The 16,071-nt window shown below is 64.2% G+C and carries 16 protein-coding genes and 1 tRNA gene; 12 read left to right on the plus strand and 5 right to left on the minus strand.

Translation table 11 applies throughout. The annotated features are described in order from the left end of the window. Window positions 1-3 precede the first annotated feature (3 nt). From ACVOK1_RS02835 to ACVOK1_RS02850, 4 genes are all read left to right on the plus strand, one after another. On the plus strand, window positions 4-321 hold the full coding sequence (locus tag ACVOK1_RS02835) for a hypothetical protein (protein WP_481561026.1): 318 nt from the start codon (window positions 4-6) through the stop codon (window positions 319-321). Continuing rightward, window positions 318-908: a hypothetical protein gene (locus ACVOK1_RS02840; RefSeq protein WP_481561027.1), complete on the plus strand. Its 591-nt coding sequence runs from the start codon at window positions 318-320 to the stop codon at window positions 906-908. Before ACVOK1_RS02835 ends, ACVOK1_RS02840 begins: the two co-directional genes overlap by 4 nt. Further along, on the plus strand, window positions 905-1,195 hold the full coding sequence (locus tag ACVOK1_RS02845) for a hypothetical protein (protein ID WP_481561028.1): 291 nt from the start codon (window positions 905-907) through the stop codon (window positions 1,193-1,195). The genes ACVOK1_RS02840 and ACVOK1_RS02845 overlap by 4 nt, the downstream gene beginning before the upstream one ends. Before the next feature lie 557 nt (window positions 1,196-1,752). After that, a complete protein-coding gene (locus ACVOK1_RS02850; RefSeq protein WP_481561029.1) occupies window positions 1,753-2,742 on the plus strand; it encodes a tyrosine-type recombinase/integrase in 990 nt (329 codons plus the stop codon). Window positions 2,743-2,773: 31 nt separating this feature from the next. Here the strand turns inward: ACVOK1_RS02850 and ACVOK1_RS02855 are convergent, their stop codons facing one another. The 3 genes from ACVOK1_RS02855 to ACVOK1_RS02865 form a co-directional block, all read right to left on the minus strand. After that, on the minus strand, window positions 2,774-3,691 hold the full coding sequence (locus ACVOK1_RS02855) for a GTP pyrophosphokinase (RefSeq protein WP_481561030.1): 918 nt from the start codon (window positions 3,689-3,691) through the stop codon (window positions 2,774-2,776). Beyond that, entirely contained in the window at window positions 3,681-4,535 is an 855-nt protein-coding gene (locus ACVOK1_RS02860) for a nucleoid-associated protein (RefSeq protein ID WP_481561032.1), read from the minus strand. The genes ACVOK1_RS02855 and ACVOK1_RS02860 overlap by 11 nt, the downstream gene beginning before the upstream one ends. Before the next feature lie 556 nt (window positions 4,536-5,091). Beyond that, window positions 5,092-5,168, minus strand: a tRNA-Arg gene (locus tag ACVOK1_RS02865). Window positions 5,169-5,287: 119 nt separating this feature from the next. Between ACVOK1_RS02865 and ACVOK1_RS02870 the strand changes: the two genes are divergently transcribed. The 6 genes from ACVOK1_RS02870 (at window position 5,288) to ACVOK1_RS02895 (ending at window position 11,183) form a co-directional block, all read left to right on the plus strand. Then, window positions 5,288-5,926: a phosphatase PAP2 family protein gene (locus ACVOK1_RS02870; protein WP_481561033.1), complete on the plus strand. Its 639-nt coding sequence runs from the start codon at window positions 5,288-5,290 to the stop codon at window positions 5,924-5,926. Between the two features lie 83 nt (window positions 5,927-6,009). Then, on the plus strand, window positions 6,010-6,363 hold the full coding sequence (locus ACVOK1_RS02875; RefSeq protein WP_481561034.1) for a hypothetical protein: 354 nt from the start codon (window positions 6,010-6,012) through the stop codon (window positions 6,361-6,363). A gap of 80 nt (window positions 6,364-6,443) precedes the next feature. Then, a complete protein-coding gene (locus ACVOK1_RS02880; protein ID WP_481561035.1) occupies window positions 6,444-7,553 on the plus strand; it encodes a polysaccharide biosynthesis/export family protein in 1,110 nt (369 codons plus the stop codon). A gap of 1 nt (window position 7,554) precedes the next feature. Then, window positions 7,555-8,238 (plus strand): YjbF family lipoprotein, encoded by a 684-nt coding sequence (locus ACVOK1_RS02885; RefSeq protein WP_481561036.1) that lies wholly within the window; start codon window positions 7,555-7,557, stop codon window positions 8,236-8,238. A 3-nt stretch (window positions 8,239-8,241) separates the two neighbouring features. Beyond that, window positions 8,242-8,994, plus strand: a complete 753-nt coding sequence (locus ACVOK1_RS02890; protein WP_481561037.1) for a capsule biosynthesis GfcC family protein — start codon at window positions 8,242-8,244, stop codon at window positions 8,992-8,994. Further along, a complete protein-coding gene (locus ACVOK1_RS02895) occupies window positions 8,994-11,183 on the plus strand; it encodes a YjbH domain-containing protein (protein ID WP_481561038.1) in 2,190 nt (729 codons plus the stop codon). The genes ACVOK1_RS02890 and ACVOK1_RS02895 overlap by 1 nt, the downstream gene beginning before the upstream one ends. A gap of 66 nt (window positions 11,184-11,249) precedes the next feature. On the opposite strand, the gene ACVOK1_RS02900 is transcribed toward ACVOK1_RS02895, so the two are convergent. Next, window positions 11,250-11,684, minus strand: coding sequence for a low molecular weight protein-tyrosine-phosphatase (locus ACVOK1_RS02900; protein WP_481561039.1), 435 nt, complete (start codon window positions 11,682-11,684; stop codon window positions 11,250-11,252). 115 nt (window positions 11,685-11,799) lie between these two features. Then, the gene (locus ACVOK1_RS02905; protein ID WP_481561040.1) at window positions 11,800-13,257 is read right to left on the minus strand and encodes an undecaprenyl-phosphate glucose phosphotransferase; all 1,458 of its coding nucleotides are present in this window, start codon (window positions 13,255-13,257) and stop codon (window positions 11,800-11,802) included. Window positions 13,258-13,640: 383 nt separating this feature from the next. Between ACVOK1_RS02905 and amaB the strand changes: the two genes are divergently transcribed. Together amaB and ACVOK1_RS02915 are read left to right on the plus strand one after the other, a co-directional pair. After that, window positions 13,641-15,173 (plus strand): L-piperidine-6-carboxylate dehydrogenase, encoded by a 1,533-nt coding sequence (amaB, locus tag ACVOK1_RS02910; RefSeq protein WP_481561041.1) that lies wholly within the window; start codon window positions 13,641-13,643, stop codon window positions 15,171-15,173. After that, a complete protein-coding gene (locus ACVOK1_RS02915; RefSeq protein ID WP_481561043.1) occupies window positions 15,173-16,012 on the plus strand; it encodes an SDR family NAD(P)-dependent oxidoreductase in 840 nt (279 codons plus the stop codon). Before amaB ends, ACVOK1_RS02915 begins: the two co-directional genes overlap by 1 nt. Window positions 16,013-16,071: the final 59 nt, after the last annotated feature.

Genomic DNA, 16,071 nt, shown 5'->3' on the forward strand with positions numbered 1-16,071 from the left:
GGCATGCGACAGGTGCTGGCGGAGGGTGGCGGCGTGATGGCGCGCGTCCAGCTGCGTGCATTCGCGCGCTCAATCCTCGACCGCAAGCTGCGCAAGGGCTGGCGCCCCGAACAGATTCAGCGCATCGAGTACGAGGCATTCACCGGGCCGGCCCACGCGAGCTACCTGATTTCCGCCGGCAAGATTTCGGTGTGCCAGGAGGATCAGTACCTGATACGCCACGCCGATGCATGGGCTGTGACCTTCCGCATGGCCGACCTGCTTCGCGAGGAAGCCACCCCGCCGCCGGCACTGCCGTCCCAACTGGATCTGTTCGCATGACCGCTGCAAGCTTCCCCACCACCCCGGCAGCCACCGCTGACGCATGCCAGGCATCCTCGCCCGTCGCCGCGGTCGTCGCCACCATGCACCGCCTGGGCGCCGCCGGCGCGCCGATCTCGGCCGACCAGGTCCGCGAGTGGAGCGACACCCTGCTGCAGGAGCTGTATACCCAGCCGCCCGTCCGATGGGAGTACCGGCACCAAGGCGACTCGCGCCCCGGCTGCTGGATGACCGCGACCCCGGAACACGTCTATCACGCTCGCGTCCGCCGCTGGGTCGTCCGGGCCCTGTGGGAAACCCCGCGCGTCATCCAGCCCCAGCGTGACCACGCGTTCAAGGCAGGCGTATGCACCAGGTGCGGCGACCCCGAGGACTGGGCCGGCCCCGACTGCAAGCCGATGGTCAAACCCGTGGACCCGCGCACCCGCCTCCCCATCGATGCCCGAATGCTGGTCGAGCCCCTGAAATGGCTGCGCGATGCCGGGCCCTACGTCTTGAACCGCTACGACCGGGAGAAGCGCGCCAGGGAAGCCGCCTTCCTGCTGGAAAAGATCGAAGCCCACATCCTGGAGTGCCAGAAGCCATGACGCAGAAACACATCAGCCATCCCGAAGGCCTGCCGAACTGCGCCCCCGGCCACCGCGCACGCCACATCCACGACCTGCGCGGACCCGCCGCCGGCGGCGGCCACTTGGTCGAGTGCGCATGCAGGGCGACCAGCAAGAACCAAGATCCGGAGAAGGCCCTTGCCGAGTGGCGCCGCATCAACCGTCCGGCACGCAGCGCGCGCACGCCAGCGCCGTGCGACTCGGCCGACAACGTCCTCCAGTTCAAGCTAGGCCTGGCACCGGCCCGGCAGGGAGCGCGGCGATGAGATCAGTCTGCGGCGGCTACAAGCTCAAGAGCGATTCGCTCACTTGCTTGGAGGGCTTCCAGACACGATCTGGCCTCGACCCCCTCCACTTGCCTCTCCCCTTTTCCACGCACAGAGACCCGCAACACGTGCCAGCGCTCCGCGTTCTCCCTCAAAAGTTCGGCCGTGAACATATCGGCGCCAACCGCCAGCGTCACGCGCCTGATGGGATCAACAATTTGGCCAGCCACTCTTTTCATGCCCTATGCCATCAAAAAACGAACTACCAGGGCGTTTGCAGAGGTAGGTACAGGTGGCGAGCCTACGCGCCGGCTCTGAGTATCCATCCGCGCACCCACCGTCCGCAAGGCCTCGGAGACCGATATGGGAGCCGCTGAAAAGCTGGACCTCTCCGGCAAAGACTGGCTGACGGTCGAGGAAGCCGCTCACTACTGTGGCGTCTGCAACAGCCAGTTCAGGAAGAGCGCCATGGGCTATGGGCTGACGCCCCGCCGCTTCATGGGAAAGCAGTTGTACGAAAAGGCGGCGCTCTATGCCGCGATTGAGGGTGCAGAGGAATGGCAAAGGTTCGACTCTACTGGCCCGGCAGCAAGGCCTACCTCGACTGGTCGGAAGGCGGCGAGCGCTTTCGCAGGTCCATTGGGGAACCTGACGCCCGTGAGGCGGAGAGAATACGTGCCGCGAAAGAAGCAGAACTGACCCATGGGGTCCGGATCTTGGCGCGCTTGCCCAAGGTCCGCGACTACCTGGAGTGGTATCTGGACTGGTACGAGGCCGAGCACCCGACCACGATCTCGAAGGCCAGGAGCGAGGTGAAGCGCTTCATCGAGCGCTTCGGCCACCGACCGATCGACAGCATCCGAGCGGTCGAGGTGGAGCAGTACAAGCGCGCGAGGCTGCTGGACGACAAGGCAGCTAAGGAAACTGTGGGGAAAGAAATTCGACGGCTGAAGGCGGCGTTCAACCGCGGCGTCGAATGGAAAGAGCTGGACGTGAACCCGCTCGCCTCTGTTAAGGCGCCTCGCGGCGTGCGGAGCGTGGCCGTCAAGTTCTATGACCGGGCGGCGATGCGCCGGCTGTATCGGGCGAACCCTGGACGGGCGCCGCTCTGGCTCTTCATGGCCCACACCGGGCTGCGGCGGGGCGAGATCATCGGCTTGGAGAAAAGCTCTGTCGTGGCCGGCCGCCTTCTGGTGGAGAGCGATCCGGACGAGAACGGCGAAGGCCGGACCAAGTCAGGGAAATGGCGGGAGGTTCCCCTCAACCGCTACGCCAGGTGGGCGCTACGTCACCTGCCTGATCCTCTCGTAACGGTCCATAAGGATACCGTCTCGGACTGGTTCAAGAAGGATTCGGAGCTGGCTGGTGTTGGTGGGCACCTACATAGGCTACGCCACACCTTCTGCGCTCATATGGTGATGGCTGGCGTGCCATTGCGTCGCGTTCAGATTCTTGCGGGACATGCAGACTATGCGACCACTGAGAAGTATTACGCCCATCTAACTCCCGATGGGGATGAAAGCGCGGTAGCGAAGCTGCACTTCTGAAGTCCAGCTCCGCGCCTCCGCGCTCGTTATCCTAAAGAGCGATGCCGAGATCCGAGTAAATCATTTCGAGATCTCTAACGGACCCCGGATAAGGCCAGTGCCTCGATGTACTACGAGCATTCTTGCTTGCCAGCCAATAGACCAACAGCGTAGACGCTGGGAAGGCAAAGACGCCCCGCCCTTTTCGCGATGCAATCTTTTCCAGAATGTAGTTGCGCCCACGGATAAACTCTCTGAACTCCGCAAGTCCTTCAAACGTAATGGATTCGGGATAGGCTTCGAACAAGTCATCCAACAGATCCGCACCCGCTCCGCCAACCGAAGACGCTTGGACAAGAGCTTCTTTTCTCATTGCTTCAAACGGAGCTTGAGCAGTGCGTATCGTGTCCATAGCCATGCACATTAGCTCGTCGGTCGTCTCCATGAGAGCGATGCTACGAGCTACCAATCTCTCAGCCTGAGACGGTACTGGGATGGGAGACTTGTAGATGGCGTCGTGAGAGAGCTCAGCCATCGTGTGCTGAAGCAATGTGCGAACCTGAACTTCACAGCACCATTGCGCTCCATTAGTTGGGCGCAGCTCATAGTGATGCGATTGATAACCGAACGTCGCCGGATTCTCTCTGGCCTCAGCGTTCGGGTCACCTGTCTGCTTATAATTCCAGCAATCGCTGCTTTCGATCGCCTCCAGGATCGGGCTAAGTTCGTCAGAGGTAAGCACGACGAAGCGAACTCCAACCAAATCAGTCATACCGACCACGGGATTGGCGTACTGCTTTTTCAGTTGCTTCTTTCGAGCAGAGTCCGGATCTTTCACCCGAGGAGTGGCAGGAACCTTGAACGAATCGCCGTGTTTACCCCCGATAGCAGCAGCGATCAAATCTCCCCATTCCTGCAGACTGGCTCGATTTTCGGTGATGAAATCGCCGATATCGAGATCACTCTTCATGGAAAGTACCGCGAACCACGATGGTAGCCTGCTCGTCGTTCTGATCAACAACTTCGACGACGCATTTTTCAGAGTCTGGCGGAATGATGATCTTGACGCCGCTTGTAAAACTCAGCTTCCGCGGACTACGCAGCTTCGATTTGACGAACTCAACGTCCTTCGCAACCGCAGCCTTGGGGAAAGACCTGGCGTCCATAAAATCAAGGAACGAATCCCGAATTTGCTCGGTAGGCATGTTCTGCTCGGCAAAATCGGAAGCACTTATTACAGCAGACGTACTGCGGAGCTCAACTCGAAGCGCCTCTTTTAGCTCCCAACGCTGATCCTCAGACAATGGAGAAGATGCGATGAATGTTCTCACATTCTCATAAAAGTCCTGGGTCAGCTTCTTCGAAGACTTTTGTATCCCCATACCGAGGAATGCTTGGTAGAAATAGGCTGCAGCAGATCGCGTCTCCGTGGCAGTGATCAGATGATCAAAGAGAAAACCCCTGTAGTTCCCCCGACTGTAATCGCCAAGAGTGGTGGCAGGTACAGGTGTCTCTTCAAGCAGCAACCCGACCTTATACAAGCGCTGCGAAGGCGTTAAGGCGAGATTTTTCAAATATTTGAATGCAGCATCCTCAGCGTCGTCAGATGAGCCGAAACCATCATGGAGCTCCGCCTTGATCACAGAGACAAAGCGTTTCGATGCTGCACCCATGCGCCCTCGGATTACGAAAACGATGCCTGAGAGACCGCTGGTACTGGCTTGAGCAGTTGAAAGATTGATAGCCATAGTCTTCGAGGCGGATATAAAGTCCGCCTTGGGCAGCAGCGCAATGGCATGCGCGCCGAGCTGCATGAAGCTGCCAACATCGTCGCGCTCAATCGAGAGCTCAATCCCATGGGACCGACTGCCGAATGCCTTGGTAGGCGTTGCTGCAGCGCGTCGACCCCCTCGCCCGGGAGGACCATGAGCTCGCCCTTCAGGTGGGGAGGCTTCACCACCTTCTTTGCATCTTTTGCATACACCCCATGCGAAATGATCTCGTCGATCAGCAAATTGGACGTATCAAGTGCTGTTGCCGGCTTCACGGAAACCGGCGCGATGGCAACTGCAACGTTCATCCCCAGACATCCATCTTTGGCGGGAGGATCCTGGCCGGCCCCCCCCCCGGACCGGGCCGTCGAGGGTCGACGACAGCCCTTTTACCCAAAACCGTGTCCGAAGTCACATCAGAGCAGCTCGCTATAGCGAAGCTGGCTGTCCATCGGCGCGCGGACATTCGTTGCGGGGGGCGCCTCATCCGCACGCTCCAACCCCGACCCGCCCTGTGCCATCTGTGCCAAACGACCGTCGAATCATGGCATTCAATGCCATGCCGACACGCCACGTGAAAGGCTAAGCCTTTGATTTATGGTGACCCCGGCCCGATTCGAACGGGCGACCTTCCCCTTAGGAGGGGGACGCTCTATCCAGCTGAGCTACGGGGCCATTGGCAGCTGGGAAGGATACCGCGTCTGGCTGAATGGACCAAGCCACGTACCGTCGACACGGGTGCCAACGTCGCTATTCTGTCCGCCCCCAACCCACTGCCATCCGACCTCCGCCACATGACGACTCTCTGGGAGAGCCTGTCCGCCCTCGGCGACAGCCGCGCCCTGCTCCCGCTCGCCGTGATTCTGGCGTTGTTCCTGCCTGCCACTTATCGCACCCTGCTGTGGCGCTGGACAGCGGCCATCGCCGTGGTCGCCAGCGTCACACTGGCCAGCAAGATCGCCTTCATGGGCTGGGGCCTGGGCGTGAAGTCATGGGATTTCACCGGCATTTCCGGCCATGCCGCGATGTCCAGCACGCTATATCCGGTGGTCGTCTGGCTGCTCGCCAGCGGCCGCAGTCGGCACCCTGGGGCCTGGGCGATCGCCGGCGCCGTGCTCGCCGTGGCGATCGCGTGGTCGAGAGTACCGCTGCGCGCACATTCCCTTTCCGAGATCATCATCGGGCTCGGGATCGGCTTCGCCGCATCGCTCTGGGTGTTGCGCGGCGTGCGTTTGACCGGAATGAACCTGGCCGTGCGCGCCCATGCCGTACTGCTGGCCATTGCGGCAGCTGTTGCCGCCCCGGTACTGCTGGCAGACCTGCACACTCATGACGTCGTCAAGGCCACCGCCAAAGCGCTATCTGGCCGCGAGCGGGCGCTCGAACGTGACGACCTCCGCAGTTCTACCTCACCAGTGGGTAACCAGCATTGACAGGGCGCCTCACAAACCTTGACAGCCAAGGCTCATACACCGAACATACAGGTGGAATTTTCCCTGACGGAGCAGGCCTCCCCATGTTCAAGAAGACGATCGCAGTTGTGGCCCTGGCGGCCTTTTCCGCCTCCCCGATGATGAGTTTCGCGCAGGAAGCGCAGGCTACCGCCGGCGCAGAATCCTCCTCGGAAGTTACTGCCGCTGAAGTCGCTGGCGCAGAAGCTGCAGGCGTATCGACTGCAACCGTAGTCGGCACCACCGTACTCACCGTGGCAGCAGCTGCTGTTGCCTACAGCATCGGCGGCGACAGCACCAGCGGCAGCAACGATGGCGGTGGCGGCACCGATCCGGGCGGCCCGGGTCCGGGCGGCCCCGGCACGGGTGGCACCGGCGGTACCGGTGGCACGGGTGGTACGGGCGGCACCGGCGGCTGATCGGCGCTCTGCGTACCACACAGGCCCTCGCCGGGCGCGACCCGGCGGGGGTTTTTTATGCCCGCCAGAATTTCATCCTCATGACCAACACCACCCCTCGCCTTCTTGCCGCCGCACTCACTGCGCTGGCGCTGTCTAGCTGCGCGCTTGCGCCGGGCCAGCATCTACGCCGCGGCGACGTCGCCATTGACCGCCACAGCGGCGATGGCCAGCTGGAAATCGTCACCATCACGCCGAAGCTGATTGCCCAGGAGAATGCGGCGCGGGCGCAGAAATCGCTGCCGAATGCCCTGTTCGACTACCAGCCGGAACCGTACAAGGTCGGCATCGGCGACATTCTCTACGTCACCGTCTGGGATCACCCTGAGCTGACCGTACCGGCAGGCTCGCAGCAGGCAGGCGCCCTCGCCGGCCGCCTGGTGCAGAGCGATGGCACGTTGTTCTACCCCTATATCGGAAAGGTCAAGGCATCCGGCAAGTCGCCGGTCGAAATCCGCGAAGAAATCAGCCGCCGCCTGGCGCAGTACGTGGAGTCACCGCAGGTTGACGTCTCCGTCCTCACCTACGGCAGCCAGCGCGTCTGGGTGACCGGCGCCGCCGAGCGATCCTCGCCGATCGCCCTGGGCACGTCGCCGCTGACCCTCGCCGACGCCATTAGCCAGGCCGGGCTGAACAGCGCCCAGGCCGACCTGTCGGGCATCCAGCTCAGCCGTGACGGCACCACCTACACCATCAACCTGGAATCCCTGGCCCGCCAATTCGGCGGCCGCCAGCTGTTCCTCAAGGATGGCGATTCCATCTTCGTGCCCTACCTGGATCGCAAGGAGATCTTCGTGGTGGGCGAAGTCAACCTGCCCGGCGCATACAGCTTCCGCACCGGCGATGTCTCGCTGAACCAGGCACTGGGCCGTGCACGCGGCCTCCTGCAGCAGACCGCCAACGGTAACGCCGTGTACGTGATCCGTGGCAGCACCGATCTGCAGCAGGAGCCCTCGATGGTCTACCAGCTGGAGGCACGCTCTCCCACCGCATTCGCCGCAGGCAGCCAGTTCCATCTTCAGCCGGGCGACGTCGTGTTCGTGGGCGCCGCCGGTGTCAGCCGCTGGAACCGCTTCGTGAACCAGCTGCTGCCCTTCACCAGCATCCTGTACAACGCGGCGCGTACCGGAACCGAAGTCAGGGACAACTGACATGGCCCGCATGGATGCGGCCAGCCAGCGTCTGGCCCGGCGCGCACTTCGCGCGCTGCTGCCGGCCGTCGTCGCGGCCCTGCTGTTCACCGGCTGCACTACCGGCAGCCGGTCTACGGCGGACACCTTCCGTCTGATCACGCATCGCCCGGCGCAGGCCACCGCCGAAGGCGTCGCCAGCAATCGTTTCCCACAGATGCAGGTGGATACGCCCGACATCGTCGCCGTGGCCGTGCTGGGCTACATCGATGGTGGCCGCCAGCAGTGGTACGCAGGTTCGCACGCGGTGTTCGAGCTGGACCGCCACGGCCTACTGCTGGGCGGAAGCGGTCTTGGCCAGCAGTGGCACGCGCGGATCGACGGTGCTTCGCCTTTCGATGACCTGCGCACGGTGACCACACCGGTGACCGTGCAGCGCCGCTATGACTGGGTTCCCGCCTACCAGGTCGACGTGGCAGTGACCGGCACCCTGAGCAAGGGTGCACTCGAACAGGTGGACATCCTCGGCACGCGCCACACCCTCCAGCGCTTTGACGAACAACTGCAGGGCGGCGGCATGCACGGCCGCAATGTCTACTGGGCCGATCCGGCCACCGGCTTCATCTGGAAGAGTCGTCAGTATCTGGCGCCCGGCCGTGTTGCTGAGCTGACCCAGCTCAAACCCTATCGCTCGGCCAAGGACTGAGCCATGACGTTTCGATTTTCCGGCGCGGCCGTCATCGCCGCGCTGTTTGCAGCCAGCGCCGTCCACGCGACCCCAGTGCGCATCGAGGGCGCGACCGAGACGACCGGCACGCTCGAGCTGCCGGCCAACGCGCGACTGGCCGATGCCCTGCTGCTGGCCCGCCCACGCGCTGACGCCTACCTGCTGGGCGCCAGCTTCGAGCGGCCGCAGGCCCTGGAGAGGCAGGTGCGCCTTCGCGCCGGTCTGCAGTATGGCGCCGGGCAATTGGCAGAATCCAGCGACCCACAGCTTTCGGCGTTGGCGCAGACACTCCAGGCGTGGCTGGACGCACATCCGGCCACTGGGCGGATGACCATCGCCAGTTCCGCACGACTGATCCAGGTCCAGCCCGCAAACAATCCGGTGCTCGCCGCCGGCGATACGCTGCGCTTCCCGCAGCGGCCGCGCACGATCACCGTCATGGGCGCGGTCGGGCAAGCCTGCGTGCTTCCCCACGTCCCGCAGCGCGATGCGCGCGACTACCTGCGTGACTGCCGGCCCAGCTCCCTCGCCGACCGCAATGACATCTTCGTGATCCAGCCCGACGGCCGGGTCCAGCAGCTGGGCATCGCCCTGTGGAACCGCGCCGATCCCCAGGCCATTGCCGCCGGCGGCACGCTGTTCGTCCCGCTGCGCGCCTCGCTTCTCAAGCGCCTCGATCCGCTGTTCAACAGCGACTTCGCCGCGTTCATCGCCACCCAGCCAGTCAACCCGTGATGACCCAGCCCAACCCGCGTGCGCGCCTGGCGCGTCCCGCCCGTTTCGCGCTGAGCGCGCTCGCCCTGTCGCTGTCCTGCGCGCTGCATGCACAGGAGGCGCCACCGCCCACCGCCAATGAGTGGGGCGGCATCGGTCTGCTGCAGACACCAACTGCGCGAATGGCCGACGATGGCGACCTGAGCTTCACTGCGTCGTACAACTCGCCCTATGCCCGCTACAACCTGACGATGCAGCCGTTCCCGTGGCTGGAGGCGTCCTTCCGCTACATCAACGTCAACAACCTGTACTACGGGCGAAGCTACGCCGGCAACCAGCACTACAAGGACAAGTCGATCGACTTCAAGCTGCGTCTCTGGGAAGAGTCGCGCATGCTGCCGGAAGTGGCCTTCGGCGTGCGAGATCTTGGCGGCACCGGCTTTTTCTCAAGCGAGTACCTCGTCGCCAACAAAAACTTCGGCCCCATCGATGCGTCCATAGGCTTTGCCACCGGCTACATCGGCAATCGTGGAGATTTCTCCAATCCGCTCGGCGCCCTCGATGACCGGTTCAAGGATCGGCGTCCCGTTGGCACCAGCACTATCTCCCAGGCCGGCAAATTCGGTCTCAGCAACATGTTCAAGGGCCCGGTCGGTATTTTCGGCGGCATCACCTACCAGACGCCAATGGACGAGCTGCTGCTCAAGGTCGAGTACGACGGCAACGACTATCGTCGCGAGCCCCGCAACAACAACCTGCGCCAGCGCACGCCCATCAACGTAGGCCTGGTCTATGTGCCCAGCCGGAATGTCGAGCTGACCGCCGCCTGGGAGCGCGGTGACGCGGCGATGTTCTCGCTCACCCTGCGCGGCAACCCGGGCAATACGCCTGCGGCACCGAAGCCGTTCGACCCGCCCCCGCAGCGCCTGCTGCCCACGGCAGCCGTCGCCGACCAGCGCGATGCCTCCAACAGCAGCGATGCTTCCGCGGCCGCACCCGCCATCAGCCCCGACTGGGCAGCGGTCACCGCCGAACTGCAGCGTAATGCCGGCTTCCGTGTCGAGCGCATCTCCCGCCGCGGCGACGAGCTGTACATCGATGGCTACCAGACCCGCTACCTGCACGCCGCCAAGGGCCTGGGGCGCGCCACGCGCATCCTTGCCAATGCGACCGGCGACGACTACGACTGGTTCACCCTGCGCACCACCCGCGTGGGCATGCCGATCGCCGACCTGTCGATCAACCGCGAAGCGTTCGCCGGCTACCTGGACGGCACCGTCAGCGAAGACGTCCTGCGCCGGAGCACGGAGCTGCAGGCGCCCGACGCGCGTGCGCGGGAGACGCTGTACAAGCCCAAGCGCTCGCCGTTCGGTGGCGGCTTCAACGTCGGCTACCGGCAGAACCTCGGCGGTCCCGACGGATTCATCCTGTACCAGGTCGCCGCCAATTACACGGGCAGTCTATTCCTGCGCGACAACATCTGGCTGACCGGCACCGTCAGTGCCGACGTCACCAACAACTACCACAAGTTCAAGTACAACGCCCCCAGCCGCCTGCCGCGCGTGCGCACGGACATCCGCCAGTACCTGACCACGTCCGATGTCATGCTGCCCAACCTGCAGGCCAACATCGCCGGGCGACTGGCACCGGACCTGTATGGCATTGCCTATGCGGGCTACCTCGAGTGGATGTATGCCGGCGTCGGCGGCGAGCTGCTGTACCGCCCCAGCGGCGAGCGCTGGGCGGTGGGCGCAAACCTCAACCGGGTACAGCAGCGCGACTACGACCAGCACTTCGGCCTGCGCGATTACCGCATCACCACCGGCCATGCCACGTTCTTCTACGCGTTCGACGCCCAGCAGCGCATCATCGGCTCGCTGTCGGTTGGCCAGTACCTCGCAGGCGACAAGGGCGCGACGCTGGACCTTGCCCGCGTGTTCGACAACGGCGTGACCATGGGTGCCTATGCGACCAAAACCAATGTCTCGGCGCGCGACTTCGGCGAAGGCAGCTTCGACAAGGGCATCTACTTCAGCATTCCGCTGGATGGCTTCCTGCCGCGCTCCACCCGCGGTCGTGCCGCGTTCAACTGGAATCCGCTGATCCGCGACGGCGGCGCGATGCTCGGGCGCAAGTACGGCCTGTACGGCATGACCGGCGACCGCGACGAGCGCTTCTTCTACGGCAACCTGCGTACTGTCGGCGATTGAAAGAAAGGCCGGGAGCTTACTGCTCCCGGCCTTCCATCTGTCGCGCCCCTGGCAGGTCGCGGGTGTTCAGAGGTAACGCACCCAGCTTTTAATGCCCTCATCCATCAGCGTGTAGACGTGCTCGAACGCAGCACGCTGCTGGCGATAGGGATCGGGAATCTCGCGATCGGACTGCCACTTGCCCAGCAGGAAGGTCTTTCCCGATGCCTCCGGCGCGATCTCGATGATGCGATGGACGTGCTTGCGCTCCATCACCAGCACCAGATCCGAAGCCCCCAGGATGCTGCGGTCGATCTGCCGCGCACGATGGCCGCTGCCATCCAGGCCATGCTCGACCAACAGCGCCTGTGCGGTGGCGTCGACACCATGGTTGACCAGGGCCCCCAGGCCGGCCGAGGACACCGTGATGCCCTTGCCCTGCACTGCTTCACGCAGCATCACTTCAGCCGACGGACTACGGCAGATGTTGCCGACACATACAACCAGAATATTCTTGAACACGGACTACGGCTTCCATCAGTTCTTCGATACATGAAACGCAGCGCCCGGTCGCTGCTGCAGACCGGGCGCTTCCACGTGGACGGGGCCGGCGCAACGCCGACAACAGCCTCGGTGCCTAGTATGCCGACTTCTGGCCCAACACCTTGAATGCCGTCATCACAATGATGCGCACATCCAGCGTCGGGCTCCAGCGGCGGATGTAGTCGATGTCGTACTGCACGCGCTTCTTCATCGAGCGCAGCTCAGGGGTCTCGCCACGCAGCCCATGCACCTGCGCCCAGCCGGTGATGCCCGGCTTCACATAGTGGCGGTGCATGTAGCGGTCGATCAGGCGCTCGTAGTGATTATTGTGCTGCACGGCATGCGGCCGCGGCCCCACCACCGACATGCTGCCACCCAGCACATTGAAGAACTGCGGCAGCTCATCCAGGCTGCTGCGGCGCAGGAAGGCGCCAAAGCGGGTCACGCGCGGATCGTTGCGCGTCGCCTGGGTGATCTTGTCCGAAGAACCTTCCGCATGAACCCGCATGGAGCGGAACTTCAGCATCGAGAACTCCTTGCCCCCCAGGCCATGGCGGCGCTGGCGGAACAGTACTGGACCAGGCGAGCTCAGCTTGACGCCGATCGCCAGCACCGCGAATACCGGCGCCAGCATGATCACCGCCAGGCCCGCCACCAGGATGTCCTCGATGCGCTTGGCCAACCGGAAATTGTGGTCCGCCAGGCCTTGGCGCACACCGATCATTGGCACGTTGCCAACCTGGTGCACGCCCGGATTCAGGGTGCCCCAGCCCGTGGTGTCCGGAATCAGCCGCACCGGCACCGGGAAGCGCTCGATCTGCTTCAGCATGGCCTTCATGTCACCGGCATCACCCGGGGTCATCGACACCCAGAGCTGATCGAATTCGCCACGATGCTGGTCCATGTAGCGCGGCAGGTCGGCCAGCGCACCCAGGCAACGGGGCGCATCGCCGCCGCGGCGCGTCGCAAGATCGCCCTTGGCGGAGAAATAGCCGACCACTTCCTTGCCCAGTTCAGGCTTGCCGCGCAGCAGGCGATGCAGCTTCAGCCCCGACGAGCGCAGGCCGACCAGCAGCACGCGCTCGCGATCCAGGCCGCGCGCGCGCAGGCGATGCAGTTGCACCCGCAACAATACGCGCACGCCGACCATGCCAAGCAGGCCCGACACATACCAGGTCAGCAGCCAGCGCGTGGGAACGGCCCCGGCCATGTCGACCAGGACCGCGTAGAAAGAGAACAACCCGAAGCCGCAGGACCACGCCAGCAGCAGGATCCACAGATCCACCACGAGACCACGACCCCGCCACGCCCGGTACACCGGACCGATCATGAAGCAGACCATCGCGCTCAGCAGCACGGCACCAAACACCACCCGCTGCGACGGGTCCGGCGCGGCCGAACCATAGAAAAGCACGTGGGAAAGAATGGCCGAAACCGGCACGACGACCACGTCACCGAGGCGCAACGCCAGTTCGAGGGCGGCACGCGCTTCTACACGCCTGCGTGAGCGACTGGGGTGGCTGGCAAGCTCTTCTACGGATCCATGTAGCACGAGACAACTCCTATGAAGGTTCCGCAGATCCGGGCGAGATCCAAAGCGGCTCCGGTCTCCCCAGCCGGCGCCTGCATTTCGTTGCGGTTCTATTGAATACCGCGTGATTGTGTCTGAAGTCCGTCACAAAAGATAGCAGCCAGCTGAGGTTCATGTGTCGCAACGGGACCTCAAGCGAGACGCAGACCCATGATTTATATCACTTTGCAGCAATTTACCCCGACTCAAATCGTGACGCTCGCGACGTCAAGCCTCTGGCACCACCCCACCCCGCACCGCACCAAGCCCGGCCACATCCCTCTGCTACCATCGCCGGTTCAGTCCACCGCATCCCCCACCTGCCCGCGGCGGCACCAACTACGTAACGAAACACAGGAGTCTGCATGTCTTCCGAGCTGCTCAAGTCCCTTGGTCTGGACGCGATCAACGCTGGCACCTACCTGGGCAACGGGGAATGGTCGAGCGCCACCGGCGGTGAGCTGATCACCCCGGTCAACCCGACCACCGGCGAGCCGATCGCGCAGGTCCGCGCCACCACCGAGGCCGAGTACGAAACCGTCATTACCCGTGCCCAGGAAGCCTACAAGAACTGGCGCACCACCCCGGCCCCGCGCCGCGGCGAAGCCGTGCGCCTGTGCGGCGAAGCGCTGCGCAAGCACAAGGACGCCCTGGGTTCGCTGGTCGCACTGGAAATGGGCAAGAGCAAGCCCGAAGGCGACGGCGAAGTGCAGGAGATGATCGACATCGCCGATTTCGCCGTGGGCCAGAGCCGCATGCTGTACGGCTACACCATGCATTCGGAGCGCCCCGGCCACCGCATGTACGAGCAGTACCATCCGCTGGGCCTGGTCGGCATCATCTCGGCCTTCAACTTCCCGGTCGCGGTGTGGAGCTGGAATGCCTTCCTGGCCGCCATCTGCGGTGACATCTGCATCTGGAAGCCGTCCAACAAGACCCCGCTGACCGCCATCGCCTCCATGCGCATCTGCAACGACGCGCTGCGCGAAGCCGGTTTCCCGGACATCTTCTTCCTGGTCAACGACGCCGGCACCGCCCTGTCGGAAAAGATGGTCGACGACCGCCGCGTACCGCTGATCAGCTTCACCGGCTCGACCCAGGTCGGCCGCACGGTCAACGAGAAGGTCGCCCGTCGCCTGGGCCGCTGCCTGCTGGAGCTGGGTGGCAACAACGCCATCATCCTCGACGAGACCGCCGACCTGAAGCTGGCCGTGCCGGGCATCGTGTTCGGTGCGGTCGGTACCGCCGGCCAGCGCTGCACCACCACCCGCCGCCTGATCGTGCACCGCTCGATCTACGCCGACGTGCTGGCCACCCTGGTCAAGGCCTACAAGCAGGTGGAAGGCAAGATCGGCGATCCGACCGATGCCGCCAACCTGATGGGCCCGCTGAACAGCGACGGCGCCGTGCAGCAGTTCCTCGATGCCATCGCCCAGGCCAAGGCCGCCGGCGGCACCATCGAAACCGGCGGCACCCGCATCGATCGTGCAGGCAACTTCGTGCTGCCGGCCATTGTCTCGGGCCTGAAGAACAGCGACGCGGTGGTCCAGCACGAAACCTTCGCGCCGATCCTGTACGTCATGCCGTACGACAGCCTCGATGAAGCCATCGACATGCAGAACGGCGTGCCGCAGGGCCTGTCGTCCTCGATCTTCACCCAGAACCTGAAGACCGCCGAGAAGTTCCTGTCGGCAGCCGGCAGCGACTGCGGCATCGCCAACATCAACATCGGCACGTCCGGTGCGGAAATCGGCGGCGCGTTCGGTGGCGAGAAGGACACCGGCGGTGGTCGCGAGTCGGGTTCGGATGCGTGGAAGGTCTACATGCGCCGCCAGACCAACACCATCAACTACTCGGATTCCCTGCCGCTGGCCCAGGGCATCAAGTTCGACCTGTAATGGCAGAGGTTTCGGCCATTGCTGCGGGTCAGAGCCCCTCCGGGGATCTGACCCCTGCCCAGGGTCGGATCCCCACAGGGGCTCCGACCCTCGACTTCAGCGGCCGCCGCGTACTCATCGCCGGCGGCAGCAAGGGTATCGGCCGTGAACTGGCGCTGGCATTCGCCGGCGCCGGGGCACGGGTCTCGGTCTGCGCCCGCGGCCTGCCCGGGCTGCAGGCACTGCAGGCCGATGCCGAGGCACAGGGCACGCCCGTGCATGTTGTCGCGGCCGATCTGGCCGAGGTCGAGCAGATCGGCGGCTGGCTGCAGGCCGCCGCCGATGCGCTCGGCGGCATTGACGTGCTGGTCAACAACGCCACGGGCTACGGCATGGCCGACGACGAGGACGGCTGGGCGGCCAGCCTGCAGATCGACCTGATGGCGGCCGTACGTGTCTCCCGCCTGGCCCTGCCCTGGCTGCGGGCCTCCGATGACGCCTGCATCCTCAACCTGTCCTCGATCGCCGCGCAGCAGCCCCGCCCCGGTGGCGCGCCGTATGCGGCGGCCAAGGCCGCACTCTCGCACTACACCACCTCGCAGGCGCTGGCGTTGGCGGCGGACCGCATCCGGGTCAATGCCATCGCGCCGGGCTCGATCGAGTTTGCCGATGGCCTGTGGGACCGACGTCGCGTGGAGGATCCCGCGCTGTACCAGGCCACCCTGGCGCGGATCCCGTTCGGTCGTTTCGGCCACCCGCGCGAGATCGCCGATGCCGCGCTGTTCCTGTGCTCGCCGCTGGCGCGCTGGATCACCGGCCACGTGCTCAACGTGGATGGTGGCCAGGTGTTGATGGGCTGATGCTTCCGCCCCGGTAGCTGCCAACCTTGGTTGGCGCTCTCCATCGACCAAGGTCGACG

It is taken from the genome of Stenotrophomonas sp. STEN087, from assembly GCF_056759115.1.